At 70.5% G+C, this 24,922-nt stretch carries 26 protein-coding genes, 1 tRNA gene and 2 pseudogenes; 9 read left to right on the top strand and 20 right to left on the bottom strand.

What is annotated here, in order from left to right:
- A pseudogene (locus tag FV223_RS31495) lies at positions 1-95 on the top strand (murein transglycosylase); the annotation flags it as partial.
- A gap of 290 nt (positions 96-385) precedes the next feature.
- On the opposite strand, the gene FV223_RS03955 reads toward FV223_RS31495, so the two are convergent.
- Entirely contained in the window at positions 386-1,153 is a 768-nt protein-coding gene (locus FV223_RS03955) for a lytic transglycosylase domain-containing protein (RefSeq protein ID WP_243935479.1), read from the bottom strand.
- A gap of 191 nt (positions 1,154-1,344) precedes the next feature.
- Here FV223_RS03955 and FV223_RS03950 point away from each other — a divergent pair, with 191 nt between their 5' ends.
- Entirely contained in the window at positions 1,345-1,632 is a 288-nt protein-coding gene (locus tag FV223_RS03950) for an MTH1187 family thiamine-binding protein (RefSeq protein ID WP_147725575.1), read from the top strand.
- A 39-nt stretch (positions 1,633-1,671) separates the two neighbouring features.
- On the opposite strand, the gene FV223_RS03945 is transcribed toward FV223_RS03950, so the two are convergent.
- From FV223_RS03945 to FV223_RS03900, 10 genes are all read right to left on the bottom strand, one after another.
- Positions 1,672-1,875, bottom strand: coding sequence for a hypothetical protein (locus tag FV223_RS03945; RefSeq protein WP_147725574.1), 204 nt, complete (start codon positions 1,873-1,875; stop codon positions 1,672-1,674).
- Between the two features lie 362 nt (positions 1,876-2,237).
- Positions 2,238-2,327: transfer RNA gene (locus FV223_RS03940), tRNA-Ser, on the bottom strand.
- Positions 2,328-2,437: 110 nt separating this feature from the next.
- Positions 2,438-2,782 (bottom strand): hypothetical protein, encoded by a 345-nt coding sequence (locus FV223_RS03935; protein ID WP_147725573.1) that lies wholly within the window; start codon positions 2,780-2,782, stop codon positions 2,438-2,440.
- A gap of 239 nt (positions 2,783-3,021) precedes the next feature.
- Positions 3,022-3,891, bottom strand: coding sequence for a MipA/OmpV family protein (locus FV223_RS03930; RefSeq protein WP_147725572.1), 870 nt, complete (start codon positions 3,889-3,891; stop codon positions 3,022-3,024).
- A gap of 168 nt (positions 3,892-4,059) precedes the next feature.
- Positions 4,060-5,511, bottom strand: coding sequence for an amidase (locus FV223_RS03925; RefSeq protein ID WP_147725571.1), 1,452 nt, complete (start codon positions 5,509-5,511; stop codon positions 4,060-4,062).
- Between the two features lie 22 nt (positions 5,512-5,533).
- Positions 5,534-6,526, bottom strand: coding sequence for an oligopeptide/dipeptide ABC transporter ATP-binding protein (locus FV223_RS03920; RefSeq protein WP_147725570.1), 993 nt, complete (start codon positions 6,524-6,526; stop codon positions 5,534-5,536).
- Positions 6,523-7,503: an ABC transporter ATP-binding protein gene (locus tag FV223_RS03915; RefSeq protein WP_147725569.1), complete on the bottom strand. Its 981-nt coding sequence runs from the start codon at positions 7,501-7,503 to the stop codon at positions 6,523-6,525. The genes FV223_RS03920 and FV223_RS03915 overlap by 4 nt, the downstream gene beginning before the upstream one ends.
- Positions 7,500-8,432, bottom strand: coding sequence for an ABC transporter permease (locus tag FV223_RS03910; protein WP_147725568.1), 933 nt, complete (start codon positions 8,430-8,432; stop codon positions 7,500-7,502). The genes FV223_RS03915 and FV223_RS03910 overlap by 4 nt, the downstream gene beginning before the upstream one ends.
- Positions 8,429-9,406, bottom strand: a complete 978-nt coding sequence (locus FV223_RS03905) for an ABC transporter permease (protein ID WP_147725567.1) — start codon at positions 9,404-9,406, stop codon at positions 8,429-8,431. The genes FV223_RS03910 and FV223_RS03905 overlap by 4 nt, the downstream gene beginning before the upstream one ends.
- A 24-nt stretch (positions 9,407-9,430) precedes the next feature.
- On the bottom strand, positions 9,431-11,023 hold the full coding sequence (locus FV223_RS03900; protein WP_147725566.1) for an ABC transporter substrate-binding protein: 1,593 nt from the start codon (positions 11,021-11,023) through the stop codon (positions 9,431-9,433).
- 308 nt (positions 11,024-11,331) lie between these two features.
- Here FV223_RS03900 and FV223_RS03895 point away from each other — a divergent pair, with 308 nt between their 5' ends.
- Positions 11,332-11,838 carry a hypothetical protein gene (locus FV223_RS03895; protein WP_147725565.1) on the top strand — a complete coding sequence of 169 codons (507 nt, stop codon included), beginning with the start codon at positions 11,332-11,334 and terminating at the stop codon, positions 11,836-11,838.
- Between the two features lie 25 nt (positions 11,839-11,863).
- Here FV223_RS03895 and FV223_RS03890 read toward each other — a convergent pair whose 3' ends face one another.
- The 3 genes from FV223_RS03890 to FV223_RS03880 form a co-directional block, all read right to left on the bottom strand.
- Entirely contained in the window at positions 11,864-12,079 is a 216-nt protein-coding gene (locus FV223_RS03890) for a hypothetical protein (protein ID WP_147725564.1), read from the bottom strand.
- Positions 12,080-12,341: 262 nt separating this feature from the next.
- Entirely contained in the window at positions 12,342-13,070 is a 729-nt protein-coding gene (locus FV223_RS03885; RefSeq protein WP_246686335.1) for a MarR family winged helix-turn-helix transcriptional regulator, read from the bottom strand.
- Positions 13,071-13,217: 147 nt separating this feature from the next.
- Positions 13,218-13,616 carry a response regulator gene (locus tag FV223_RS03880; RefSeq protein ID WP_147725563.1) on the bottom strand — a complete coding sequence of 133 codons (399 nt, stop codon included), beginning with the start codon at positions 13,614-13,616 and terminating at the stop codon, positions 13,218-13,220.
- A 170-nt stretch (positions 13,617-13,786) separates the two neighbouring features.
- Between FV223_RS03880 and FV223_RS03875 the strand changes: the two genes are divergently transcribed.
- Positions 13,787-14,356: a hypothetical protein gene (locus FV223_RS03875; RefSeq protein WP_147725562.1), complete on the top strand. Its 570-nt coding sequence runs from the start codon at positions 13,787-13,789 to the stop codon at positions 14,354-14,356.
- Positions 14,357-14,484: 128 nt separating this feature from the next.
- On the opposite strand, the gene FV223_RS03870 is transcribed toward FV223_RS03875, so the two are convergent.
- Entirely contained in the window at positions 14,485-15,756 is a 1,272-nt protein-coding gene (locus tag FV223_RS03870) for an adenosylmethionine--8-amino-7-oxononanoate transaminase (protein ID WP_147725561.1), read from the bottom strand.
- A gap of 90 nt (positions 15,757-15,846) precedes the next feature.
- Here FV223_RS03870 and FV223_RS03865 point away from each other — a divergent pair, with 90 nt between their 5' ends.
- A complete protein-coding gene (locus tag FV223_RS03865; RefSeq protein ID WP_147725560.1) occupies positions 15,847-16,968 on the top strand; it encodes an aminotransferase class I/II-fold pyridoxal phosphate-dependent enzyme in 1,122 nt (373 codons plus the stop codon).
- 6 nt (positions 16,969-16,974) lie between these two features.
- Here FV223_RS03865 and FV223_RS03860 read toward each other — a convergent pair whose 3' ends face one another.
- The 5 genes from FV223_RS03860 to FV223_RS03840 all read right to left on the bottom strand — a co-directional run bounded on the left by FV223_RS03860 (position 16,975) and on the right by FV223_RS03840 (position 20,704).
- Positions 16,975-17,421, bottom strand: a complete 447-nt coding sequence (locus FV223_RS03860) for a hypothetical protein (protein ID WP_147725559.1) — start codon at positions 17,419-17,421, stop codon at positions 16,975-16,977.
- A gap of 200 nt (positions 17,422-17,621) precedes the next feature.
- The gene (locus FV223_RS03855) at positions 17,622-18,494 is read right to left on the bottom strand and encodes a tetratricopeptide repeat protein (RefSeq protein WP_147725558.1); all 873 of its coding nucleotides are present in this window, start codon (positions 18,492-18,494) and stop codon (positions 17,622-17,624) included.
- A 274-nt stretch (positions 18,495-18,768) separates the two neighbouring features.
- Positions 18,769-19,869 (bottom strand): 5-(carboxyamino)imidazole ribonucleotide synthase, encoded by a 1,101-nt coding sequence (locus FV223_RS03850; RefSeq protein ID WP_147725557.1) that lies wholly within the window; start codon positions 19,867-19,869, stop codon positions 18,769-18,771.
- Positions 19,866-20,363, bottom strand: a complete 498-nt coding sequence (gene purE / locus FV223_RS03845) for a 5-(carboxyamino)imidazole ribonucleotide mutase (RefSeq protein ID WP_147725556.1) — start codon at positions 20,361-20,363, stop codon at positions 19,866-19,868. Before purE ends, FV223_RS03850 begins: the two co-directional genes overlap by 4 nt.
- A 122-nt stretch (positions 20,364-20,485) precedes the next feature.
- Positions 20,486-20,704, bottom strand: coding sequence for a DUF465 domain-containing protein (locus FV223_RS03840; protein WP_147725555.1), 219 nt, complete (start codon positions 20,702-20,704; stop codon positions 20,486-20,488).
- 157 nt (positions 20,705-20,861) lie between these two features.
- Between FV223_RS03840 and FV223_RS03835 the strand changes: the two genes are divergently transcribed.
- From FV223_RS03835 to FV223_RS30085, 4 genes and pseudogenes are all read left to right on the top strand, one after another.
- Positions 20,862-21,044 (top strand): DUF465 domain-containing protein, encoded by a 183-nt coding sequence (locus FV223_RS03835; protein ID WP_147725554.1) that lies wholly within the window; start codon positions 20,862-20,864, stop codon positions 21,042-21,044.
- Positions 21,045-21,195: 151 nt separating this feature from the next.
- Positions 21,196-23,124 (top strand): AMP-binding protein, encoded by a 1,929-nt coding sequence (locus tag FV223_RS03830; RefSeq protein ID WP_147725553.1) that lies wholly within the window; start codon positions 21,196-21,198, stop codon positions 23,122-23,124.
- A 103-nt stretch (positions 23,125-23,227) separates the two neighbouring features.
- Positions 23,228-24,346: an NADH:flavin oxidoreductase/NADH oxidase gene (locus FV223_RS03825; protein WP_147725552.1), complete on the top strand. Its 1,119-nt coding sequence runs from the start codon at positions 23,228-23,230 to the stop codon at positions 24,344-24,346.
- A 54-nt stretch (positions 24,347-24,400) separates the two neighbouring features.
- A pseudogene (locus FV223_RS30085) lies at positions 24,401-24,922 on the top strand (hypothetical protein); the annotation flags it as partial.

Below are 24,922 nucleotides of genomic sequence, written 5' to 3'. Positions count from 1 at the left end.
ACGGCGAGGTCGGGCATACCCAGTTCCTGCCCAAGAACGTGCTGACCTACGGCACCGGCGACCTCAACAACGTCGGCGCGGCCCTCAGCGCGACGCGGCGCAGGCTCGCGCTCGACCGAAACCGTTGCACCTGTGGGCCGGAGGAAGGATCTTCGACCATGCGGGCACCGCCTGTTTCCAAACGGATGCCGTCGATCCGATCCCGCGACTGCCGGACGTATCCGTGCAAGCGGGCCGATCCGCACCCTCCCGGCCCGATCGGCCGAGCGGTGAGATGGCTCAGCCCGCCCGGTTTTTGTGGGGCGGCTTTATGGTTAACCGGCGACGAATCGTGGCCGTTCTCGGCCAGGGTTCGTCGCCGTGGCGGCCTGTCCGATCGCCGAGGTCAGTCCCCGTCGATCTGCCGGCCCATCAGGGCGATGGCGCGCTGGTACACTGAGGCGGCGTTCCAGCCCTGGAGCGCGGCGAAGTTGGGCTCGCCGGGCTGGTATCCGGCGCCGGCCTGCCAGCCGTGACCCTTCAGGAAGTTCGCCGTCGAGCTGAGCGCCGCGCCGACGTTGTTGAGGTCGCCGGTGCCGTAGGTCAGCACGTTCTTGGGCAGGAACTGGGTATGCCCGACCTCGCCGTGGGCCGCGCCGCGCGTGGCGGACGTGATCAGGCCGCGGTCGACCAGGGTGAGGGCCGCATAGAGCTGGTCGGTGAAGTAGGCCGAGCGGCGGCAATCGTAGGCCAGCGTCGCCACCGCGGACAGCGTGTTGACGTTGCCGCGCACCGCGCCGAACCCGGTCTCCATGCCCCAGATCGCCAGCAGCGGGCCGGGGGGAACGCCGTAGCGCTGCTCGATCTGCGCGAACAGCGCCGCGTTCTGGCGCTTGAGCGCCCGCCCGCGCGACACGATGGTGGTGGCGCCGCGCTTGGCCAGGAACTGGTCGAGCGAGAGCTTAAAGCTCTTCTGGCCGCGGTCGGCCGAGATGGTCGGCGTCGAGTAGGAGGTCTCCTGCAGGGCGGCGAGGCTCGCGGCACTCGCCCGGCCGCGGGCTTCCTCGGCGAACTGGGTCTTCCAGGCCTCGAAGCCGCTCGCCGAGTTGCCGCACTGGGCCGCCTCGGCGCCGCCGGCGAAACAGGCGAGCGCCACCGCGGCAACGGCCGCCAGGGAGGCGCGGCGCTTGGGGTCGGTCACGGAGATCTCCATCGACAGTCGGTTGGGTTGGGGGTTGGGTCGGGCTGGGAAACGCGGCACGGTTCGGCCAGAACGGCGCGGTGCCGGTTTCCTGCGGTCTGGCTCGCTATGTAGCGGGCGTTGCAGCCGGACATAACCCCGCGCCCGCCACCGAGGACAAGTTCATGAAGGTTGTTGCAGATCTGTGCATCGTGCCGATGGGCGTCGGCCCCTCGGTCTCGCCCTACGTTCGCGAGATCAAGACGATCCTGGAGACGAGCGGGCTCGACGCCGAGATGCATGCCAACGGCACCAACATCGAGGGCGAGCTCGCCGACATCTGCCGGCTGATCGAGCTGTGCGAGGAGCGGCTGAGCCAGATCGGCGTGCAGCGCGTGTTCTACACGATGGCGTTCTCGTCGCGCCGGGACAAGGCGCAATCGATGGCCGACAAGCTGACCGCGGTCTCGTAGCGCTCGGAAATCCCCACCGCGCGCGGCAACCGGGCCGGCTCAGAGATAGTGGCGGAACACCGTCTGGCCGACCGTCGACTCGTGCTCCGCCGACAGCAGGTCGGCGAGGCAGCGATAGGCCAGCAGCAGGCCGGTCGCGAGGGCGGCCAATGCCAGGAGGAGCGGGTTGGCGAGCGGCGTGACGGCGAAGGCCAGGGCCACGAGGACGACGGGAAGACGCAGGAGCCGGGTCGCGATGGTCATCTGTGCTGCCTCGCCGTCGTCGGGTCATCGAACGCACCCACGGTAGGCGCCGCGGGTTGCACGAATGTTTCCTGCGCCCGACGCAGCCGCTTCGGGGTGCTCCAGCGCACCTCGGCCCTCCGAAGCCGGAAATTTCGTGCCGAATGCGTCGGCGCGGCCCGACGAGCCCTCGTCGGGCCGGCGCATCGGCAGGATGCCATCGCGACGGCTCGGCCAGTCGTCGGAGTCGCTGTTGCTGCCCGCCCCGCCGAGACGTTGTGGATTGCCGGTATGATGCGAGACAAACGCCACGGTCGAGCGACGCTCGAGACCGAGGGCGCCGTGCCCCGGGAGACGGCGAAAAACCGAAAGTCAGCGGTCCGTGGCGGAGGGAGCGGGATTCGAACCCGCGATACCGTTTCCGGTATACACACTTTCCAGGCGTGCGCCTTCAACCACTCGGCCACCCCTCCGTGCCCGGCAAGCGTCGGCGCCGCGCATCGCGCGGGCGGCGAACGGTTCGACCGGGTGGCGTGCTGTACCCGCCGCGTCGCCCGGGTGCAAGCGGCTTGACCGCTGCGCTCTAGGAGCGTGCGCGGCGCGACACGAGCGTGGTGGTGGCGATGGCGAGGCCGGTCCCGAGCATCGCCGCGCCGCCCTTGACGACGAAATCGGCGAGGCGGCCGTGCCGGGTCAGGGTGAGACCCTGCCCGAGCTCCAGGATGGCCGCGAGGGCGACGACGCCGACGAGGACGACGAGCCATCGGCACGGATAGGCGAGGGCGAACAGCATTCCGAGCGTGCCGTAGGCGAGCGCGCGCTCGACGTTCGCGGGCGCCACGGACGGCCGCAGGTCGATCGGCGACAGGGTGACGAAGACGAGCGCGGCCACCACGAGCCAGGCCGTGACGCGGAAGAAGGATTGCATCGGGTCGTGTCGCCCGAGACCGGCCTGCGGGTCAATGCAGGCGATCGACGAGCTTGGCGTGCGGACGCGAAATTAAGTCACCGCCCGTGGGCGATCGGCCTCCATGGCTGCCGAGCCTCACTATTCTCGATGCAGGCGCCCGACGCTCCGGCCGACGCCCACGGTCGCCGGCGAGCCGCCTCGGACGTCGGTGCGGCAGGAGGGGCCGTCTGCCGGACGCGCCGACGGTCGGCGCGCGCTCAGAACCAGGACCGCGTGGCGAAGGAGTAGTCGACCTTCAGGCCGAACAGGAACTGGTCCGGGTTGCCGAACGGGCGCCGCACCAGCGGGCTGTCGCCGGAGGAGCCGAGGATGCGCGAGTAGCCGGCGTAGCCGGTATAGGCCCAGGTCGCGTCCTGGGTGTAGGTGACCGCGCCGAGCACGCCCGCGGAGAAGAAGCTGCCGGGGTCGTAGGCGGCGACGCGACCGTTCACGGCGGCCTCGTCGGCGGTGACGCCGAAGTACTTCCGCGCGTAGGAGGCGTCGCCGATGTTCAGGCGCGGTCCGATCGAGAACTGGAAGCGGTCGACCGGCAGGATGTAGTCCGCCCCGACCGAGCCGACGGTGCCGTGGTGCCCGTACACGCCCTGCCGGACTTCCACCCGCGTGCGGATCGACGGGATCGGGTAGAACTCGATGAACAGGCCCGGCTCGACGGCGAAGCGCGCATCGCGGAAGCCGAACAGGTGCCGGCGGTCGTCGCCGTAGTAGCGGCCCGGCACGAAACGCGCGGTCGGGCCGATGCGGAACACCGCGTTGTCGTAGAGCGAGAAGCTGAACCCGTCGTCGGGCGCGGAGAAGCGGCGCGGCTCGCCGGCGCGGCGCACGTCGATCGCCGGGTAGCCGATCACCGTGTAGTCCTCCGAGCCGGGATAGCGCGGCGTGAACTGGAGGTTGCCGGTCAGGGTCACGATCCAGGTGTCGGGATCGACCTGCGCGAAGGTCGGCACCGCCCGCGGCATGATCGCGCCGAGGTCGGCGGCGAGGGCCGATCCGCCGAGGCCGATCGCGAGGGGGAGGGCGAGATAAGCCGCACGCGGCTTCGAGGAGGGGCGAACCGCATTGCTCATGGCCGATCTTATAGACACGCCGAACCGCGCTCCGCCCGCGTTTCATCCCGTTGGGGCCGCAAAAACCCCGATTGTGTCCGCGCCGCAACGAACGCTTGCAACCGGCCGAACGGGTGATCGCGTCCGGTGCGTCTCAGGATTGCAGGGCTTCGGGTCGAAGGGTCGGGATCATGCCCCGAGCAGCGGCGGCGGCCGGCGCGAGACCCAGCCGGCCGCCGCGTCGTAGGCGGCGCCGAGCTGCAGGCAAGCCAGCTCGCCCTGGTTGGGGCCGACGATCTGGATGCCGGTCGGCAGCCCGCCGGGGCCGAACCCGGCCGGAACGTTCAGGGACGGCAGGCCGCTCATGGTCGCCGGGATCACCACCTGCATCCAGCGGTGATAGGTATCCATCGTGCGGCCGCCGACCTCTTTCGGCCAATCGAGGCCGATCGCGAACGGGAACACCTGCGCGCTCGGCATCACCAGGAAGTCGAAGCGCGCCATGAAGGTCCGCACGGCCTCGTACCAGGCGGTGCGGCCCTCCTGCGCCGACCTGATCTGGTCGGCGGTGAGGGCCAATCCCCGCTCGACCTCCCAGATCGCCTCGGGCTTGAGCAGGGCGCGGTGCGCCGGGTCGTCGTAGAGCGGGCGGAGGCTCGACGCATTCATCCAGGCGCGCAGCAGGACGTAGTCCTGCCACAGCCGCTCCATGTCGAAGGCGGGCCGGGCGTGCTCGACGCGGCAGCCGACCGCCTCGAAGGCCGATAGCGCCTCGACCCCGCATTCCAGCACCCCGGGATCGAAGGGCAGCTGCCCGTCGAGGTCGCCGAGCCACGCGATCCGCGTGCCGGAAAAATCGCGCTTCAGATCCTCGGCGAAGATCGCCGGATCCTGCGGGATCGAGAACGGCACGCGCGTGTCGGCGCCGGCCTGAACCGACAGCATCAGGCCGATATCGGCCGGCGAGCGGCCGATCGCGCCGGAGACGCCGAAGCCCGGCGTGAACACGTCCGGTGCGGCGATCGGGATCCGGCCGTAGCTGGTGCGCAGGCCGAACAGGTTGTTGAAGGCCGGCGGGTTGCGAAGGCTGCCGGCATGGTCGCTGCCGTCGGCCACCGGCTGCATGCGCAACGCCACCGATACCGCGGCGCCGCCGCTCGAGCCGCCCGCGGACCTGCTCTGGTCGTAGGCGTTGGCGGTGGCGCCGTAGACCGGGTTGAAGGTGTGCGAGCCGAGGCCGAATTCCGGGACGTTGGTCTTGCCGGTGAAGACCGCTCCGCCGCGGCGAAGCCGTCCCGCCATGATCGAGTCGGCCGGCGCAATCCGGTCGCGGAAGATCGGCGAGCCTTGCGTGAACGGCAGGCCGCGGACCGCATCGAAGTCCTTCACCGCCAGGGGAAACCCGTGAAGCGGGCCGGCACTCTCGCCGCGGGCGAGGCGGGCGTCGCGTTCCGCGGCTTCCGCGATCAGGCGGTCCGGATCCTGCAGCGCGACGATCGCGTTCACCGCCGGGTTCAACCGCGCGATCCGCGCGAGCGCGGCTTGCATCACCTCGACGCAGGACACCGCCTTCCGGTGGATCGCGGCGGACAGCGCGACCGCGCTCATTTCGAGGATGTCGGACGGCGCGCTGGATGTCATCGGAACTCCATCGGGCAGGCGGTCAGGTCAGCCGCCCTTCCTGATAGGCGTGGCAGGCGACGCCATCGATCAGCGCCGGCACCTCGGCCCGGCAGCGGTCGTCGGCGAAGGGGCAGCGCGGGTTGAAGCTGCAGCCCGGCGGCGGGTCGATCGGGTTGGGGATCTCGCCGGAGACCGGCGTGCGCTGCCGCCCGGTCAGGCCGATGTCGGGCACCGCGTCGAGCAGCATCCGGGTGTAGGGATGCTTCGGATGCGTGAACAGCTCGCGCCCGCCGCCGATCTCGACGACGCGGCCGAGATACATCACGCCGATCCGCGTCGCCATGTGGCGCACCACGGCGAGGTTGTGGCTGATGAACAGGTAGGTCAGCCCGAGCCGGTCCTGCAGGTCGCGCATCAGGTTGAGGATCTGTGCCTGCACCGACACGTCGAGCGCCGAGGTCGGCTCGTCGCCGACCAGGAACTCCGCTTCCGAGGCGAGCGCGCGGGCGATGGCGATGCGCTGGCGCTGCCCGCCGGAGAAGGCGTGCGGGTACTTCACCCGGTCGTCGGGATGCAGGCCGACCAGCGTGAGCAGCTCCCCGACGCGGTCGGCGATCGCCGCCTCGCCCCGGATCAGGTCGAAGGCCCGGATCGGCTCGGCGACGATCTCTCCGACACGCCAGCGCGGGTTCATCGACGCGTAGGGATCCTGGAACACCATCTGGATGCGTCGCCGCAGCCGGCGGCGGGCTGCATTCTGCGCCGGATCGGTCATCGAGACGCCGGTGATGCGGACGTCGCCCGCGCTCGGCGGAAGGAGGCCGACCACCATGCGCGCGACCGTCGACTTGCCGGAGCCGGATTCGCCGACCAGGGCGAAGGTCTCGCCGCGCTCGATCGTGAAGGCGACGCCGTCGACCGCCTTCAGCCACTGCTTCGGCTGCCGCTCGATCATCCGGTTGAGCCACGGCTTCGACACGTCGAACAGCCGTCGCAGGCCCTCGACCTCGACGTACGGCGCGGGCGCGCTCATGCCGCCACCTCGGCGCGATCGTAGAGGTGGCAGGCGACGCGGTGCCCGCCCACCGGGATCGGGTCGGGCCGCTCGACGCGGCAGCGGTCGAACACCTTCGGGCAGCGCGGGTTGAAGGCGCAGCCGGCGGGAATCGCGGTCAGGCGCGGCATCGCACCGGGGATCTGCGCCAGCCGCCCGGTCTCCTGCGTCAGCGTCGGGATCGCGCCCATCAGGCCCTTGGCGTAGGGATGCAGAGGGTCGCCGACCACGGCGCGGACCGGGCCGATCTCGGCGATGCGGCCGGAATACATCACCGCGACCCGGTCGGCCGCCTCGGCGATCACGCCCATGTCGTGGGTGATCAGCATCACGGCGGTGCCGTGATCGCGCCCGAGGCGCTTGAGCAGGGTGATGATCTGCGCCTGCACCGAGACGTCGAGCGCCGTCGTCGGCTCGTCGGCGATGATCAGCTCAGGCTCGGCCGCCAGGGCGAGGGCGATCACCACGCGCTGGCGCATGCCGCCGGAGAACTCGTGCGGATAGCCGTCGATCCGCCGCTCGGGCGCCGGGATGCCGACCTCGGCGAGCAGGTCGATCGCCCGCGTCCGCGCGGTCCTGGCCGAGAGGTCGGTATGCGTCTGCACGGTTTCGATGATCTGCCGTCCGATGCGGTAGAGCGGGTTGAGGCTGGTCAGCGGGTCCTGGAAGATCATGCCGATGCGCCGGCCCCGGATGCGGCGCAGCCGCTCGGGCGGCAGGTCGTCGATGCGTTCGCCGCCGAGCCGGATCTCGCCGCCGCTGATCCGGCCGGGCGGGTCGATCAGGCCGATCACCGCCGCGCCGGTCACCGATTTCCCGGCGCCGGATTCGCCGACGACGCCGAGGATCTCGCCGCGGGCGATGTCGAAGGACACGCCGTCGATCGCCTTCAGGATGCCGCGCCGCGTCGCGAACTCGACGCGCAGGTCGCGGACGGAGAGGACGGGTTCTGTCATTGCAGCTTCGGGTTCAGCGCGTCGCGCAGCCAGTCGCCGAGCAGGTTGATCGCCAGCACCAGCCCGGCGAGCGCCAGGCCGGGGAAGGCGACGATCCACCACTCGCCGGAGAACAGGAAGCGGTTGCCGGTGCGGATCAAAGTGCCCAGCGACGGCATGGTCTCGGGCAGGCCGGTCCCGAGGAACGACAGCGTCGCCTCGGTGATGATCGCCAGCGCGAGGTTGATCGTCGCGATGACGAAGACCGGTCCCAGCACGTTCGGCAGGACATGGCGGACCATGATCACGGGCGACGACAGCCCGATCAGGCGCCCGGCCTGGACGTAGTCCTTGTTCTTCTCGACCATCACCGAGGAACGGACGGTGCGGGCGTACTGCACCCAGAACGACAGCCCGATCGAGACGACGATCAGCCCGATGGTCGCGTTGGTGTCGAGGCCGCCGCCGGCCGCAGCCTTCGCCACGCCGTCGACGACCAGCGCGATCAGGATCGCCGGGAAGGTCAGTTGCACGTCGGCGACGCGCATGATGACCGTGTCGACGAGGCCGCCGAAGTAGCCGGCGATCAGCCCGAGCGCGAGGCCGAGGCCGCCCGAGACGAGCACGCCGAGAAGGCCGACGACGAGCGAGAGGCGCAGGCCGTAGAAGACGGCCGAGAGCACGTCGCGGCCCTGGTCGTCGGTGCCGATCAGGAACGGCGCCTGCCCCTCCGCTGACCAGATCGGCGGCAGGTTCGAGTTGATCAGGTCGAGCTCGGCCGGATCGTAGGGATTCTGCGGCGAGATCCACGGCGCGGCGATGGCGAGCGCGAAGAACAGCACCGTGACGGCGAGCGCCGCCATCGCCAGCTTCGAGCGGCGGAAGCTCGCGAAGACGTCGGAATCGAGGAACCGCGCCCAGCGCGAGGGCGTCGCGGCGAGGGCGCTCATGCGGTGCGCCCCGCCAGCCGCAGGCGCGGGTCGACGATCGTGTAGAGCACGTCGACCGCGAGGTTGATCGCCACGAAGATCGCCGCGACCAGCAGCAGGTAGGCGGCCATGATCGGGATGTCGACGTTCTGCACCGCCTGCACGAAGAGCAGGCCCATGCCCGGCCACTGGAACACCGTCTCGGTGATGATCGAGAAGGCGATCACCGAGCCGAGCTGAAGCCCGGCGATGGTGATGACCGGGACGAGGGTGTTCTTCAGCGCATGCCCGACATGGATCGAGCGGGTGGTGAGGCCGCGCGCCCGGGCGAAGCGGATGTAGTCGGCGCGCAGCACCTCCAGCATCTCGGCGCGGACGAGCCGCATGATCAGCGTCATCTGGAACAGCCCCAGGGTGATCGAGGGCAGGATCAGGGCACGGAGCCCCGAGACCGTGAGGAAGCCGGTGGTCCACCAGCCGAGGCGCACGGTGTCGCCGCGGCCGAACGACGGCAGCCAGCCGAGCGTCACCGAGAACAGGAAGATCAGCAGGATGCCGATCAGGAAGGTCGGCAGGCTGACGCCGGCGAGCGAGATCGCCAGGAAGAGCTTGGCCAGCGCCGTCTCGCGGTGCAGCGCGCAGTAGACCCCCATCAGGATCCCGACGACGAGGGCGAAGATCGTGGCGCACAGCGCCAGCTCGAGGGTCGCGGGCATCCGCTCCGCCAGCAGGTGCGAGACCGGCTGGCGGAACTGGTACGAGATCCCGAAATTGCCTCGCAGCACGTTGGCGGCGTAGCGCGCCGCCTGCACCGCGACGGAGTCGTCGAGCCCGAGGTTCCTGCGGATCTCGGCCCGCTCCGAGACCGGGGTGTCGACGCCGACGATCTGGTTCACCGGGTCGCCGGCGAAGCGGAACATCGAGAACGCGATCACCCCGACGACGGCCAGGACCACGACCGATTGCAGCAGGCGGCGGAGGATGAAGGCGAGCATCGGGTCAACCGTTCATGCCGCGCCTCAAGGCTTCTTCGACACCCAGTAGAGCAGCAGGAGGTTGTCGGGCCGCTGCGTCAGCGTCACCGTCTTCGAGACGCCCCAGGCCAGCGCCTGCTGGTGCAGCGGGATGACGGCCCAGTCCTTCTGCAGGATCTCGAAGCCCTCCTTGATCTCGGCGTCGCGCTTGGCCTGATCGGTCTCGCCCTCGACCTGGTCGGCGATGGCGTCGAGCTTGGTGTTGCAATAGCCGCCGAGGTTCCAGCCGCCGCGGCTCGACTTCGGATCGGTCCGGCAACCGACCATCTCGTAGAGGATGTTGTGGCTGTCCTGCGACGACGGCGTCCAGCCCAGCAGGTAGAACGCGGTGTCGTAGTTCGGCGCCAGCACCTTGGCGAAGTACTTGGCCTTCGGCTGGGCGTTGAGGTTCACCTTCACGCCGACGCGGGCCAGCATCGACACGACTGCCTGGCAGATCGCCTCGTCGTTGACGTAGCGATCGTTCGGGCAATCCATCGGGACGGTGAAGCCGTCCGGGTAGCCGGCCTCGGCGAGCAGCGCCTTGGCCCGCTTCGCGTCCGTCGTCGGGCGCTTGAACTCGGCCGAGCGCGCGTAGAGCGAGGGCGCGATCATCAGGGCGGTCGGCGTCGCCTGCCCGCGCATGACGCGCTTGGCGATCGTGTCCTCGTCGATGGCGAGGTACATCGCCTCGCGCACGCGCACGTCCTTGAACGGGTTCTTGCCCTTGACGCTCGAATCCTTGAGCTCGTCGCGGACCTGATCCATTCCGAGGAAGATCGTGCGCAGCTCCGGCCCGGTCATCACCGTGGCGTTGCCGCTGGCGTTGACGCGCTGCTGATCCTGCAGCGGCACCGGGTCGATCCAGTCGACCTCGCCGCCGAGCAGGGCCGCGACGCGGGTGGCGTCGTTCGAGATCGTGGTGAACACCGCCTCGTCGAGGTTCGACTCGACCTTGCCCCAGTAGCCGGGGAACTTCTTGAAGATGGTGCGGACGCCGGGCTGGTGCTCGGTGATGACGAACGGGCCGGTGCCGTTCTCGTGCAGGGTGGCGTAGCTCGGCGACGCCGCGCTCACGGGCGAGGGCGCGACGGCGTTGTTCTTCTCCGCCCAGGCCTTCGACATGATGTACCAGGTCGAGAACTGGTAGACCGCGATCGGGTTGGGCTTCGACAGCACCATGTCGACGGTGTGGTCGTCGACCTTCACGAACTTGGCGTCGGACGGGATGTTGGTGGTGAAGCTCGATCCGGCGGCCCGGACCCGGTCGGCGGAGAACAGCACGTCGTCGGCGGTGAAGGGCGAGCCGTCGTGGAAGCTGACGTTCTTGCGCAGGTGGAAGCGCCAGCGCGTCGGCTCCGGCGTCTCCCACGATTCGGCGAGGCCGGGCGCGAGGTTGAGATCCTTGTCGCGGGTGATCAGCGCCTCATAGACCGCGGCGTGCATGCCGATCGTGAAGCTTTCCTTCAGCGAATACGGATCGAGGGACTTGATGTCGCCCTGGAAGGCGAAGCGGAAGACGTTGGCCGCCTGGGCCGGCGCCATCCCGAAGGCCAGGGCAAGGCCGGCGGCGGCCGCGAACGTCCGGATCCGTGACATCGACAAACGCAACTCCCTGAAGCGACCGGTCTCGGCGGGATCGACGACCCTTGGATGCCTAAGAAAACGGCACCGGGTCAACCGCCCGTCATATCATTCGGGATGATCCGTCGTTTCGGCGCCCGCCGCGAGGGCGCGCACGCATGGATCGCCATGCACCATGCGGGACTCGTGCCAGCGGTTGCGGATCGCCGACCGCGCCGGATCGATCTCGGCGGTGTATGACCTTTCCGAGGCCCCTCGACTCTCGATGCACCGTCGTCCACGGCTCTTCGCGCGCGCCGCGATCGGCGACGGGGGAGGTTGTCTTGAGAAACATCATTGCGACGACGGCGGTTCTTGGATTCCTTTTCGCAAACCCAGCATCCACCGCGTCGGCGAAGCCGTTCGAGCTGCCCGACACCAAGCCGATCGTGACGATCGACCTCCCGAACGCGTGGTCGCCCGAGGAAATCGAGAAGGGTGCCCAGGCGACGTCCCCGGATACGTCGATCTACGTCGCTTTCGAGGTGCAGAACCTTAAGAATCTCGAGAACGCCATCGTCGAAGGCGTGAAGTTCTTCGCCGAGAGCGGTGTGAAGATCGATCCGAAGTCGCAGAAGAAGTCCGAAGCCAAGATCAACGGCTTCGACGTGGTCGATCTCGGCTGGGACGGCGTCGACAAGGACGGCCCGACCAAGGTGAGCCTGTCGATCATCGTGCTGTCGGAGACCAAGGTCGGCATGCTGTCCTACTGGGGCTCGCCCGCCGGCGAGACGAAGTACGCGGCGCAGCTCAAGGCGATCGCCAACAGCATCCAGCCGCTCGGCCGATAGGCGACCCGCCGTCGCCGGCGCGGACCTAGCTCGCCGGGCCGGACCTGCCCTCGCGGCGGTCCGGCCCGGCGCCGCCGCACAGGTGCCGGGAATCGCCGAGCGTCCGGAAATCCTGCGTGCGCAGGTTGGTCGTCGTGAAGACCTTGCCGCGGTCGTCGCCCTTCGGGATCGAGACCGGGCAGGTCTTCACAGGATCGCCGACCTTCGCGTCCGCGACCGCCGAGACGAAGACGTAGGACACGCTTCGACGCCGTTTCCAAGCTCGACGCCGGGGCCGTCGTCGGTGTTCCTGGTCTTCGGTCGCTCCCGCGGAGCGCCGAAGCGCCTCCCGATCGCGGGAATCACCGTCGTCGCGCAGGCCCCGACCCGCCTCGGCATCGCATCGCCGGCGACGGTGGGTCCGGCAAGGCGTGCGGCGATCACGACGGCGACGGCGAGGGGAGTGGGCGTGCCCGCAGCGTATCGCCCGCGGCCATCGTGTGCAGCGGCTCCGAACGGCCGTGTCAGTGCGCCGGGATCGGGGCGAGCGCGTCGGCTTCGTCGTCGTCGGCCTCGATCTCCGCATCGGCCTCGGTCTCGTGCCCGGTCAGCCCGCCGGCCTCGGCGAGTCCCTTGGCGGCCTTGCGCAGGAGCTTGCGCAGGCGTCGCCGCTCCTTGTTGTCGAGGCCGGCGAGCAGCTCCGCTTCGACCGCGTCCCAGATGCCCTCGATCGCCTCCGCCTTGGCGAGCCCCGCCTCGGTGAGGCGCACGCGCACGATGCGGCCGTCACCGGCCTCCGCGCGCCGCTCGACGAAGCCGAGGGCGGCGAGCCGCGAGATCGTCTTCGATGCGGTCGGCGGGCGCACGCGCAAGGTCGCGGCGAGGTCGCCCATCGTCATCGTGCCGGAGGCCGCGAGCACCTGCACGACCTGCTCCTGGCCGGCGAACAGGTCGAGCGTCGCCAGCCGGTCGCCGATGCGGGCGCGATGCAGGCGCGCCGCCTGGACCAGCGCCCAGCCGACGCTCTTGGCGCCCGGCGGCTTCGATCCGGGCCGCTTCGCGGCCGCCGTTTCGGGGCTCGGAGCCGGGACCTCACCGGGGCGCTCAGCCGAGGCGTCGCGGCCCTTCCGCTTGATCCGCGCCGCGTCGGGAGAGGGCCGCCCGTCCTTCCGGTTCTTCGCCTTGCCGTTCACGGGCAGCCCCGGGTTCTCGATGACCGGCGCGGCTGCCGGGATCTCGTCCGCCGCTGACATCCCATACCCCGCGCTGCACGACCGAACACGCCGAAAATCCGGCCCCGGAAACGGGACCGGCCTCGTTCGCGGCCGGCTGTGCCTCGGGCGTGTGAAGCTGGGATGACGGTCGGGGCGGCGATCCCCTGCTCAGCAACGCATGAGGCCTCAGCAGGGCATGAGGCGGCGGAGCTGGTCGAGGATGTCCTCGCCGCTGCACGGGCGGGCGATGAAGTGCGCGCCGGCCGGCATCCGGGCCGGGTCGGGCGCGGCGCGGCCGGAGACGATCAGGATCGGCAGCTTCGGCCGCGCCTCGGCGACGGAGCTGGCGAGGTCGAAGCCGTTGGCCTTGCCCGAAAGCTCCACGTCGGTGACGAGGCCGCAGATGTCCGGCCGCGCCTGAAGGATGCTCATCGCCCGCTCGGCCGATGCGCATTGCACCGTCTCGTAGCCGCCACCCTCGAGAACGTCGCCGAGATCCATGATTGTCAGCGCCTCGTCCTCGACGAGGAGGATCACGGGCCGGTCTTCCTGGGGACTCGTCTGCTCGCTCGTCACGATATGCATCTCCAGCGTTTTGGTCCGGGAGCGTCGCCGGGACACGCCCCCCGCCGCACCCTCATCCTGGATGTCCAACGGCAGAGGGGCGTTCCGGTTGCAGCGACGCTGGCCGGTCCTCGAAGCGTCCGTGGCAGGTCGAATGCCACCGACATCGGGTCGGAAAGTCTTTCCCGTGGATGACGGCCGAAGGTCGTCGCTCCGCCCTGCAACGATCCGCCGCCGATCCGGCGATGTCCCCGCTTCGTGCCGGCGACCCGCAGCGCGGCGTTCGGCGACACGGGCGGCTGCGATCTCTATCGCTAGGTAATCATTCCGTGATAATGGAGCGCCTCCGGATCGTCGATCTCGGCGCGGTTCCGGCCCCCGACCGCGACGACGGATCGGAGGATGCCATGCGACGGCGTGACCTCGAGCAACTTCTCCCCCTCGCCATTCTCAGCATTTCCACAGTGCTGGCCGTACGACTCGACTCGCGGCCTGGAGCGCTGGCGACCGCCGCGAGCGCCGCTTGTTCGCCTCTGATGAAATGGTGGCTGGAAACCCGGCGAATGCCATCGGCATTCGATGACGGACGGGCGATCAGGAAGAGGCCTATCATCATCGCAGCGGGTTGGACGCTCCTTCGTACGGCGATCGCCGCGCGGCCGCTCTACGACCTCGTCGCTGCGCTTGATGGTGGAGTCGCGATCGGATCGGCCGTTTGCGTTGTCTGGAGCGGCACGCTGTACTGGATCCTGAGATCGTGACGGTCAGCGCTGTACCGCCCCCCGTGCGTGCCGGCGAGATGCGACATCCGGCGCGGCCTTGAGTGGGTGGGATCCCATTCCTTCGCGAAGCACCGCCCTCCTCACCGCAGCCCGCGTCATGGTGCCCGTCAAATCGCCCTGTGCGACGCGACCCCCGTGGATACCGAGACGACGGATTCGATCAGGTGGTCGAGGTCGTCCCGGCCGATGGTCAGCGCCGGCGTCAGGTAGACGACGTCGCCGAACGGGCGCACCCAGACGCCGCGCTCCACGAGCCGCGCCTTGAGCGTCGCGAGGTCGGGCGGCTCGGCGAACTGCACCACGCCGATCGCGCCGAGCGTGCGGATGTCGGCGATGCCCGGCCGCCCACGGAGCGGTTCGAACCCCTCCGCGAGGCGCGTGCCGATCGCGTGGGCCTGCTCGAGCCGCGGCTCGCGCGCGAACAGGTCGAGGCTGGCATCGGCCGCCGCGCAGGCGAGCGGGTTCGCCATGAAGGTCGGGCCGTGCATCAGCGCGGCGCCGGGATCGTCCGACCAGAACGCGGAGAACACCTCGCTGGTGGCGATCGTGGCCGCGAGCGCCATCGTGCCGCCGGTCAGCGCCTTCGACAGGCACAGGATGTCGGGCACGATGCCGGCCTGCTCGCAGGCGAACAGCGTGCCGGTGCGGCCGAAGCCGGTGAAGATCTCGTCGACGATCAGCGGCAGGCCGTGGCGGCGGGCGAGGCGCGCGATCGTCGCCAAGACCTCGGGCGGATGCATCCGCATGCCGCCCGCACCCTGCACCAGCGGCTCGACGATCACCGCGGCGAGCTCGGTGCGGTGGCGCGCGAGGATGCCGTCGAGGGCGGCCGCCTCCGCCTCGGTCCGCGGCAGGTCGGAGAAGAGCTGGGTCGGCAGGAAGGCACCGAAGCGGCGATGCATGCCCTCCTCGGGGTCGCAGACCGACATCGCCCCGACCGTGTCGCCGTGGTAGCCGCCGCGGAACGCGAGGATGCGGGTGCGGCCGGCCTCGCCGCGGTTCAGCCAGAGCTGCACCGCCATCTTCAGGGCGACCTCGACGGCGACCGAGCCGGAATCGGCGAAGAACACGTGGTTCAGGTCGCCGGGCAGCAAGCCGACGAGCCGGCGCGCCAGACGCTCGGCCGGGGCGTGCGTCAGCCCGCCGAACATCACGTGGGGCATGGTGCCGAGCTGCTTGGAGACGGCCGCGGCGATGTGGGGATGGTTGTAGCCGTGCACCGCCGTCCACCACGAGGCGATGCCGTCGACCAGCGCCCGCCCGTCGGCGAGCACGATGCGCGAGCCGTGCGTGCGCACCGCTTCCAGCGGCGGCGCCGCATGCTTCATCTGCGTGTAGGGGCGCCACAGGGGCGCGGCGCTCGGATCGTCGGTCGGCATCCGCAGATCGATGCGGGCATGCCGCGCGACGGTCAACCGGGCGCGACGCCGGACTTGACTCCGGCCGACGCCGCGGGGCTTTGAGGCCCGATGTCGAGCCTCGAATCCTTCGCCCGCGACAAGCTTTCCGGCCTGGATGCCGCCGCCCTCCGCCGCCGCCTGGTGCCGACGATCCGCGCCGCCGACGCGATGGCCGAGCGCGGCGCGCGCCGGCTCGTCTCGTTCTCCTGCAACGATTATCTCGGCCTGAGCCACGACCCGCGGGTGATCGCGGCCGCGCAAGCTGCCGTCGCCGCCTACGGCGCCGGCTCCGGCGGGTCGCGGCTGGTGACCGGCAACCATCCGCTGCTGACCGCGCTCGAAGCGCGGCTCGCCGCGCACAAGGGCACCGAGGCGGCGCTGGTGTTCGGCAGCGGCTACCTCGCCAACCTCGGGATCACCCCGGCGCTGGTCGGTGCGGGCGACCTCATCCTCGTCGACGAACTCGCCCATGCCTGCATGTGGGGCGGTGCGCGGATCTCGGGCGCGACGATCCTGACGTTCCGGCACAACGACCTCGCCGACCTCGGCCGCCTGCTTTCGGCGCATCGCGCGCAGCATCGCCGGGCGATGATCCTGACCGAGCGGGTGTTCAGCATGGACGGCGACCGCGCGCCGCTCGGCGACATCCTCGGGCTCGGCGACGACCACGACGCCTGGACGCTGGTGGACGACGCGCACGGGCTTGGCGTCGTCGAAGGCGGCCCGCGGGCGCCGCTGGAGATGGGCACCCTGTCGAAGTCGCTCGGCTCCTACGGCGGTTATCTCTGCGCGTCGCAGGCGGTGATCGACCTGCTCACCAGCCGCGCCCGCAGCTTCGTCTACACCACCGGGCTGCCGCCGGCCTCTGCGGCCGCCGCCCTCGAAGCCCTGGCGATCCTGGAGGCGGAGCCGGAGCGGGGTGCCAAGCCCCTGGCGCTCGCCCGCCGCTTCACCGCGCGGCTCGGATTGCCGGAGGCCGAAAGCGCCGTGGTGCCGGTGATGGTCGGCGAGGCGCAGGCCGCGCTCGCGCGCTCGGCCGCCCTCGAAGCGCAGGGCTTCCTCGTGGTGGCGATCCGGCCGCCGACCGTCCCGGCCGGCACCGCGCGGCTGCGGGTGGCGTTCTCGGCGGCGCACGACGCGGCGCAGGTGGACGCGCTGGCCGACGGCATCGCCGCCTTGCGCTCGGCGTGACTTGACCTAAGAGGCGACGGCACCCGATCGCGGCGAGGCGCCCCATGGATCGGCCGCGCCGCTCGCGCGCGACCGGGCGACGATCAGCTGGGACATGCGGATCGTCTGGCTCAGGCGATCGATCGAGTCGGAGACGGCTGCGCGCAGATGCACCGCCCGCACCATCTCGCGGCGCTGCATGGCCGACGAGACGGGAAGAAGCCGACGCCTGCTTCGGAGACCCTTGCTCAGCATCTCGCGGAACGGGACGTCCATGAGCAGGAGGCCGTCGGCATCCGTGATCTCGAAGGCGTAGGGCATCGGGTCGTGGCCGGACCGTGCCAGCTCCGCCGCCATGTCGAGGATGGCGCGGCAGACCTCGAGATACGCCGCATCGAGGTCGGCGAATTCCAGCCCGATCTCGTCGCGTTCATAACCGCTCGGGCCACGTAGATGACAGTAGAAGTACGGCATCCGACGAAGTGTGACAGGTTTCGAGCGCCGGCGCCATGGGTGTTCCTCGGCCCGATGGCGGCAAAGGTCGTCAGTTTCCTGTCGCTTTCACCCTACGGTCTTGGTTATCTCGGCTGTTCGCGCGGTGGTGGTCATCGCGATCCGAAACGAAGAACGCCGCGCTCTCGCGCGGCGTTCTTCGTTCGAGCAAACCCCGGGCTTCAGTTGAACAACGAGCCGACGCCGCCCTGCACCCGGCCGAGGCCCTGGCGGGCGATCGGGTTGCTCGGGTCGATGGTGGAGGCGCGCTGGTAGTTCTCCATCGCTTCCTTCTTGCGGTTCGACTTCTCGTAGGCGAGGCCGCGATAGGCCCAGGAGGTCGCGTCCTTGTTGTTCACGTTGAGGGCCGCGTTGTAGTCCTCGATCGCCTTGTCGTACTGGTTCGTGGCGATCAGGCTCTGGCCGCGGGCGGCGTAGGGCGCGCTGACGAAGGGATTGCGGTCGATCGCGGCGTCGAAGTCGCCAATGGCGGCGGTGTTCTGGCCCTGCTTCTGCCGGACCAGGCCGCGGGCATGATACGCCTCGGCCGATTCGGGCATCAGGCGGATCGCCACGTTGAGGTCGCTCATCGCGCCGTCGAGGTCGCCCTGCGCCCGCAGCACGTTGGCGCGGCCGATATAGGCGGGGCCGTAATTCGGGTCGGAGGCGATCGCCTTGGTGAAGTCCTGCAGCGCCGCGTCGTTGCGGCCGGTCTGACGATAGGCCAGCGCGCGGTTGTTGTAGGCCGAGCCGGAATTCGGGTCGATCTGCACCGCCTTGGTGAAGTCGCCGATCGCGTCGTTGAACTGGCCCGCGCGGGCATAGGCCGCGCCGCGGGTGTTGTAGGCGGCGGCGTCGTTCGGGTTGCGCTGCACCACCTCGGTCAGCGAGGCGATGTTGACGTTGGTCGCGCCCGTGGTGTCCGCCTCGAGCACCGCGAATTGCCGCGGGCCGGCAGCGCTCCCCACGGTCTCGCAGCCGGCGAGCGCCACGCTCGCGAGCGCAGCGAGGCCGAGCAGGGCCGACCGTTGAAACCGCACGCTGTCTGACGTCATCGCCCCATTCCCCTCGGCACGGTGCTCAAGTCTGCAGCACGCCCGAACCTTGATCCACGCACCCCGAGCGGCGCGGCCGACACGGAACCGGTCCGATCCGGTCGCGTAGGCTCCGGCACGTTCGCGCATCGCGGTGAACGCCCGATTAAGCACGGGCGACGGACCCGTTGATGCGGGCCGATGTGGCGAACATATGGCTCGACTGGAAAAGACCTTGCGATCTTGGGAGCAGAGCGCACGCGAAGCATCCGCTGTTGTGCGGATGCATCGGATTTCAGGGCTCGAGGCGGGTGACGTGGCCCATCTTGCGGCCGGGCCGGGCCTCGCCCTTGCCGTAGAGGTGCAGATGCGCGCCGGGCTCGGCCAGCAGCGACCGCCAGCCCGAAACCTCGTCGCCGATGAGGTTGCGCATCTCGGCACGCAGTCCGCCGGGCCGGGACGGATCGCCGAGCGGCCAGCCGCAGACCGCGCGCACGTGCTGGGCGAACTGCGAGGTCGCGGCGCCCTCGATCGTCCAGTGCCCGGAATTGTGCACCCGCGGCGCGATCTCGTTGACGACGAGCCGCTCGCCGCTGTCGGCCTCGCGCACCAGGAACATCTCGACGGCGAGCACCCCGACATAGTCGAGGGCGTCGGCGATCGTCCTGGCGATGGCGAAGGCGGCCTGCGCCGTCTCCGGCGCGATCCTCGGCGCCGGCGCGCGGGTAACGGCCAGGATGTGGTTGCGGTGCTCGTTCTCGCACAGGTCGAAGGCGGCGAAGCTGCCGTCGGCCGAGCGCGCGGCCACCACCGAGACCTCGCGCTCGAACGCGACGAAGCCTTCGAGGATCAGCGCCGCGCCGCCGAACTCGGCGAAGATCGCGTTGCGATCCGATTCGGCCTCCGTCCGGATGATGCGCTGGCCCTTGCCGTCGTAGCCGAAGCGGCGGGTCTTCAGCACCGCCGGGCGGCCGATGGCGTCGAGCGCGCGGGCGAAGTCGTCCGGCGTGTCGACGGCGCGGAACGGCGCCGTCGGGATGCCGAGGCGGTTGATGAAGTCCTTCTCCGACAGCCGGTCCTGCGTCGTCGCCAGCGCCGAGGCGCTCGGGTGGAGCGGCGCATGCGCCGCCAGCAGGTCGGCGGTCTCGCGCGGGATGTTCTCGAACTCGTAGGTGACCACGTCGACGCTCCGCGCGAAGCGCGCCAGCGCCTCGGAGTCGTCGTAGGCCGCGCAGGTGTTCGCGGCCGCGACGTCGAAGGCCGGGCTGTCGGCGTCGGGGCAGTAGACGTGGACCTTAAGGCCGAGATTCGCCGCCGCGAGCGCGATCATGCGGCCGAGTTGGCCGCCCCCGACGATGCCGAGGGTGCTGCCGGGCGCGATGGTCTTCGTGGTCACGGGGTCTCGGTCTCCGGCCGTTCGGCGACGGATGCAGTCTGGGCCGCGCGCCACGCATCGAGGCGGGCGGCGAGGTCGGCATCGGACAGCGCGAGCACGGCGGCCGCCAGGAGCGCGGCGTTGACCGCGCCGGCCCGGCCGATCGCCAGCGTCCCCACCGGAATGCCGGCCGGCATCTGCACGATCGAGAGCAGGCTGTCCTGTCCTGACAGCGCCTTGGATTCGACCGGCACGCCGAAGACCGGAAGGCTCGTCATCGCGGCGGCCATGCCGGGCAGATGCGCGGCACCGCCGGCGCCCGCGATCACCACCTGGAAGCCGGCTGCCCTCGCGCCCTTGGCGAAGGCCACCAGACGGTCCGGCGTGCGATGCGCCGAGACGATGCGCGCGTCATGGGCGACGCCGAGCGCGTCGAGCGTCTCGGCGGCGTGCCGCATGGTCGCCCAGTCGGACTGGCTGCCCATGATGATCGCGACCGCAGGCGCCGGCACCATCCGTGTCAAACCCATTCTCTGCGCGAAGGAAGCCCGTGAGCCCGAATCCGCCGCTGGCAAGCTCGCCGCTTACAGGCGTGGGCCCGACGCGGCAAGGCGAGGCGCGGCGGCATCCACCGGCATCAGGCGATGATGTCGGGGGTGATCTGGTCCTCGACGAAGGCGATGCGGTCGCGCAGCGTGAGCTTGCGCTTCTTCAGCCGCTGGATCTGCAGCTGATCGCCGGCGACGTTGCGCTCGAGGGCGTCGATCGCGTCGTCGAGGTCGCGGTGCTCCTGCCTCAGCCGCGCCAGCTCGACGTCCAGTTCGGACTGCTCATCCGGGACCAACTCAACCGTCATCGTCGCCTTCGAAACCCGCCGCGTGCCTGGAGCGAGCATGCGTCAGGCACGCCCGAGCGGCAAGCATTCGTGAGGCATAGGCTGAGGATTGCCTTCGACAGCCGGCTCGACATGTGCGAGATTCGACCGGTCGGAACGATGACAGGAGACACGACTCATGTCGCTGCAGACGCATCTGAGCCAGCTCACCCGGAAGCACGAAGCCCTCGAACGGGAAATCCACCAGGCGACGCTGAGGCCGTCCGAGGACGACCTTCGCATCGCGGAGCTGAAGCGGCGAAAGCTTCTCCTGAAGGACGAGATCAACCGGTTGCAGGCCGACGTCGACACGCTGCACTGACGCGCCTGATCCCCAGCACGGCACCGAGGTCCGCCGCGCCGTCCCTGACGGCGCGGCTTTTTTGTGCTGTCCGCCGATCCTGCGGCGAGCGCGAGTCTGCTAGGCTCGCCCCGTAAGGCGCCCCGTGAAGAGGTCGCCCCGAGGAGCCGCCATGCCGACCGACCCCTCCGCCGATGCGCCGTCGCGCTATGCCGACGTGCACGCCGCCGCGATGCGCGATCCCGAGGGGTTCTGGCTCGACGCGGCGCGGGCGATCGATTGGGCGACCCGGCCGACGCGGGCCTTCGACACCGCCTCCGGCCCCTACGGCCGCTGGTTCCCGGACGGATCGCTGAACGCCTGCTGGAACGCGGTCGACCGCCACGTCGCGGCCGGCCGGGCCGACCAGGTCGCGATCCGGTACGATTCGCCGGTGACCGGGACCAAGCGCGCGATCACCTACGTGGAGCTGCTCCGCGAGGTCTCCGCCCTGGCGGCGGTGCTCGGCGACCTCGGAGTGGTGCGCGGCGACCGGGTGATCCTCTACATGCCGATGGTGCCCGAAGCCCTGTTCGGCATGCTGGCCTGCGCCCGGATCGGCGCGGTGCATTCGGTGGTGTTCGGCGGGTTCGCCGCCAACGAGCTCGCCGTCCGGATCGAGGACGCGGCGCCGAAGGTGGTGCTCGCCGCCTCCTGCGGCATCGAGCCGAGCCGGGTGGTCGCCTACAAGCCGCTGCTCGACGCGGCGCTCGCCGCGGCCAAGCACAAGCCCGCCGCCTGCCTGATCCTCCAGCGTCCGCAAGCGGCCGCGAGCCTCGTCGAGGGGCGCGACCGCGACTGGGCCGAGGCGGTCGCCGCGGCCTCGGGACGGTCGACGGACTGCGTCGCGATGGCGGCGACCGACCCGCTCTACGTGCTCTACACCTCCGGCACGACGGGCAAGCCCAAGGGCGTGGTGCGCGACACCGGCGGATACCTCGTGGCGCTGGCCTGGTCGATGCCGAACCTCTACGGCGTCCAGCCCGGCGAGACCTACTTCTGCGCCTCCGACATCGGCTGGGTGGTCGGGCATTCCTACATCGTCTACGCGCCGCTCCTGCACGGCTGCACCACGGTGCTCTACGAAGGCAAGCCGGTCGGTACCCCCGATCCCGGCGCGTTCTGGCGGGTCGTCGCCGAGACCGGGACCGTCTGCCTGTTCACCGCGCCGACCGCGCTGCGGGCGATCAAGAAGGAAGACCCGAAGGGCACCCACGTCGCCGGCCACGACCTCTCTCGCTTCCGCACCCTGTTCCTGGCCGGCGAGCGCGCCGACCCGGATTCGGTCGCCTGGGCCGAGCGGGTGCTCGACCGGCCCGTCATCGACCATTGGTGGCAGACCGAGACCGGCTGGCCGATCGCCGGCAACCCGGTCGGCCTCGGGATGCTGCCGGTCAAGCACGGCAGCACCTGCGTGCCGATGCCGGGCTACGACGTGCAGGTGCTCGACGAGGGCGGCAAGCCGGTGCCCGCCGGCACGATGGGCACCATCGCGATTCGCCTGCCGCTGCCGCCGGGCTGCCTGCCGACCCTGTGGGGCTCCGACGCCCGGATGCGCACGAGCTACCTTGAGACCTTCCCGGGCTGGTACGACACCTCGGACGCGGGCGTGATCGACGCCGACGGCTACATCACCGTGCTCGGGCGGACCGACGACATCATCAACGTCGCCGGCCACCGCCTCTCCACCGGCGGGATGGAGGCGGTGCTCTCCGCCCACCCCGACGTCGCCGAATGCGCCGTCATCGGCATCCGCGACGCGCTCAAGGGCGAGGCGCCCTGCGGCTTCGTCGTGCTCAAGGCCCAGGTCGCGCGCGATCCGGCGGAGATCGAGCGTGAGCTCGTCGCCAAGGTCCGCGACGAGATCGGGCCCGTGGCCGCGTTCAAGCTGGCGCTGACGGTCCAGCGGCTGCCGAAGACGCGCTCGGGCAAGATCCTGCGCGCCACGATGAAGCGCATCGCCGACCACGAGCCCTGGACCATGCCGGCGACCATCGACGATGCCGGCGTGCTCGACGAGATCGGCGAGAGCCTGAAGGCCCGCGGGATCGGGGAGGGGTGAGCCGCCCCCTGCTACGGCGCGAAGGGCCGGCATGAGGCGGCGAGCTGGCGTCCGTCCCGAGAGTGCGGCACACAGCCGATGCCCCCGCAACCCGGAGTTGCCGATGACCGCCCGCCTGTTCGAACCGCTGACGCTCGACGACCTGACGCTGGAGAACCGCATCCTGATCGCGCCGATGTGCCAGTACTCGGCCCGCGACGGCGAGGCGACCGACTGGCACATGATGCATCTCGGCCAGCTCGCGATGTCGGGCGCCGGGCTGCTGACGCTGGAGGCGACGGCGGTGTCGCCCGAGGCGCGGATCACCGCGTGGGACCTCGGGCTGTACTCCGACGGCTGCGAGCGCGCGCTCGGTCGGGTTCTGGCGGCGATCCGCGAGTACGCGCCGATCCCGGTCTGCATCCAGATCGCCCATGCCGGCCGCAAGGCGTCGAGCCGAGCGCCCTGGGACGGCGGCCAGCAGATCGCGCCGGATCATCCCTACGGCTGGCGCACCGAAGCCCCGTCCGCCCTGGCACACGGCGACGGCGAGGTGGCCCCGCACGCCCTCGACGGCGCGGACCTCAAGCGCATCCGCGACGACTTCGTCGCGACCGCCAAGCGCGCGGTGCGCCTCGGGATCGAGGCGTTCGAGCTGCACGGCGCCCACGGCTACCTGCTGCACCAGTTCCTCTCGCCGTTGGCCAACCAGCGCACCGACGCCTACGGCGGCAGCCTCGAGAACCGGATGCGGTTCCCGCTCGAGCTGTTCGAGGCGGTGCGGGCGGTGGTGCCCGCAGGCCATCCGGTGTGGATGCGGGTCTCGGCGACCGACTGGGTCGAGGACGGCTGGGACCTCGAGGAGACCGTGGAGCTCGGCCAGCGCCTGAAGCGCGCCGGCGCCCCCGCGATCCACGTCTCGACCGGCGGCGTCTCGCCGAAGCAGGCGATCAAGCTCGGGCCTGGCTACCAGGTGCCCTATGCCGAGCGGATCAAGGCCGAGACCGGGCTCGCCACCATCGCCGTCGGGCTGATCACCGAAGCGGACCAGGCCGAGGCGATCCTCGCCGAGGGCCGGGCGGACGCGATCTCGCTCGCGCGCGCCCTGCTCTACGATCCGCGCTGGCCCTGGCACGCGGCGGCCGCGCTCGGCGAGACGGTGCGCGCGCCCAAGCAGTACTGGCGCTCGCAGCCCCGCGAGCACAAGGACCTGTTCAAGGATCCGACCTTCGGCCAGCGTTGATCGCACCTATACCTGGGCCTGGGCCCGAGCCTCGGCCCGGGCCTCGCCTCGGGCGTGCGTTTCCGTTATCGGCTCGGGCCGCAGGCCGGCCGCGGCCTGTCCTGGATGTGCGTGATGCTGGCCATCGGCCTGACCCTGTTCCACCCGAGCCGAGACCAGGTCGACGACATCGTCCGACGCTATGCCGGCAGCCGGCATCCGGTCCTCGCCTTCGACAACGGCGGCCTCGGCCCCGTGGATCGGATGAAGCTCGAGGCGGCCGGCGTGCGCTTGCTGTCGGCCGGGAGCAACGTCGGCATCGCCGCCGCCCTCAACGGCGTCGTCGAGGCCGCGACGCGGGTCGGCGCGGACGGCGTCCTCCTGCTCGACCAGGATGCGCAGGTCGGGCCGGAGATGATCGGCGCGCTCGCCGATGCCCGCACGCGGCTCCGTGCGGAGAATCGGCCCTGCGCGGTGATCGGACCGGTGCCGGGCCGTGCAAACGCCGAGGCCAAGCCGCCGCGCCCTCACCTGCCGGGTCGTCCCCTGGCCGTCGTGCCGGACCGTCGCCTCGGCGACGTGGCGCACCGTGAAGCC

Origin of the sequence: Methylobacterium sp. WL116 (assembly GCF_008039455.1) — a bacterium.
GTDB lineage: Bacteria > Pseudomonadota > Alphaproteobacteria > Rhizobiales > Beijerinckiaceae > Methylobacterium.
This window is presented reverse-complemented; position numbering and strand designations above follow the sequence as displayed.